1 protein-coding gene is annotated in these 1,944 nt (G+C 39.4%); it reads right to left on the bottom strand.

Annotated elements, in window-relative coordinates:
- Nucleotides 1–72: 72 nt before the first annotated feature.
- A complete protein-coding gene (locus tag QUA40_RS28560) occupies nucleotides 73–1,884 on the bottom strand; it encodes a hypothetical protein (RefSeq protein WP_333132056.1) in 1,812 nt (603 codons plus the stop codon).
- Nucleotides 1,885–1,944: the final 60 nt, after the last annotated feature.

Genomic DNA, 1,944 nt, shown 5'->3' with positions numbered 1-1,944 from the left:
TTAATAATTAAATGGGGTCGCAAAATCAAAAATAAGGGCAATGCTTGTATCACAGTTTAAATGTGCAACAGCTTAGTATGCTTCTAGGAGGAAGAAGCGGGCCATGTTTTCTTGGCCGCGAGTGAGGTGAAATTCGCCGGTGAGTTCGTTGGCGAGGGCTTCTTCTTGGGTGTATTGTTGTTCTCTAGCCCCGGTAATGGCCGCATCGTAGAGGGTGATGGCTGCGGGGTAGTCTCCTAAAATTCGCGCTTTTTCTGCTTCTACTAACTCGTATTTGTGTTGGTAGTTGGCGGGGCAATTGTTGGCCCAATGTCTCATTGTTTGTTGATTTGTGGCTACTTGTTCGAGATATTCTCTCTGTTCGGTTTCGCTGACGTGGGGATATTGAGCAAGGAGGCTGAGGGAGTAGTAAAAGTTGAGTTGACCTATCATGATCATCCCGCTAACAGGTGCTTTATACTTATCTGCTTGTCGAGCATTTTCAAGGGCTGTTTCGGGTGCTTTAAATAAATAAGATAGAAATGTTTTAGCAGCATTAATATAAAAAAGAGTAAAATAGTTATTGTTTTTTTGTGCAGATTGAAGATTCTCTACTTCATTATAGTCTTTCCCAATCAATAGAGTCGTATAGTCTGATTCACCAATCAGATTTAACATCAACTGATGATACATCTTTATAAATTCAATCGCAAAATGTTGCTTCAATTTACAAATTAATAATGTGTAATCTTGGCTTCTACTTGCGAGATATTCAATTTCAATTCCGGCATAAAAACTATGGTAATTATCACTTAGAATTGTATAGCAGGCATACTCTAAATTTCCCGTTTCCAGCCCACTAATAACAGCGTTTTGCAAAGACTCTATGGTTTCTCTAACATGGTCTTTCCAATGTCGAATAAATGAGTTAAAATAATGTAAAACAAGCACTTTAATCTGTTTTGAATTAAATTTCTCCAGCAATTTTAAAGATAGCTGACCAAATCTATATCCTGAATTAATGTCTCCACGAACAGTCAAAAAGGCGCCATAATTGACGTACACGCCAGCAGCTAAAGGAGGATTGCCATAAGTTAGGCAGAGATCCACCATTACAAATAAAAGCTTAGGCAGTAAGGCGGGGTTCGTAATATAAGCAGCAGAAGTAACTGTTAAAAGAATCCGAATTGCGGCAAAGTGATAAGGATTTGTCATTTCGGAAAGGTTGGCTAAATCCTCAACTTCTTTATTTTCTTTTGCCAGCTTTATTGAAATTGCCTGAATCAAAATTCCGGGTTCTTCCGACATTTCTGACGGCGATACTCCCAATTTTTCCAGCACTTGCAGTCCTGTCTCTATGGCTTCTGACATCCTGTATTGAGAAATATAAGACTGAATTTTAATTTCGTAAACTTTCACCCGATCTAAAAGCGTTTTAGCCTCTTGCAGCACAACTTCTAAAAGCTGTTCCGCCTGTTCAAAATTACCGTTTAAATATTCAGCTTCTACGGTTTCTACATAGATAGGCAGCGTCAAGTCATAATCACTCTGCCAACAATCGGCAGCCAGCAGTCCCAAACTGATATTAAAATAATTAACCGCCACTTCAAAAGCTGCGGATGCTTTAGCTTTTTGACCTGCAATCAAGTTAAGTTCTGCTAACAGGTTTTTGTCTGACTGGGTGGCTAGTAGCGGTAATGCCTCTGTGGTTGTCTCTATACCAAAATTCAATTGATTAACCAGGGCAAAAATATTGTTTTTGCGTTCTTCTGCTGTGGTATTTTGCAGCAGCAATTGACCGATTTGAAAGTGAGTTGATTTTTTCTCGGTTTCGGGAATCAAAGAATAGGCCGATTGCTGCACTCTGTCGTGCAAGAATTTGTAATCTACCTTAGCGGGTGACAAGGCACCTCTAGTCTAAACAGGACAAAGGTTTGAGAGAATGGTAAGGTAAAAAAATAAGGA

Origin of the sequence: Microcoleus sp. Pol11C3 (genome assembly GCF_036701485.1) — a bacterium.
In the GTDB taxonomy this organism is placed as follows: Bacteria; Cyanobacteriota; Cyanobacteriia; order Cyanobacteriales; family Microcoleaceae; genus Microcoleus.
The sequence above is the reverse complement of the archived record's forward strand: the minus strand, read 5'-3'. Positions and strand labels throughout refer to the sequence as shown.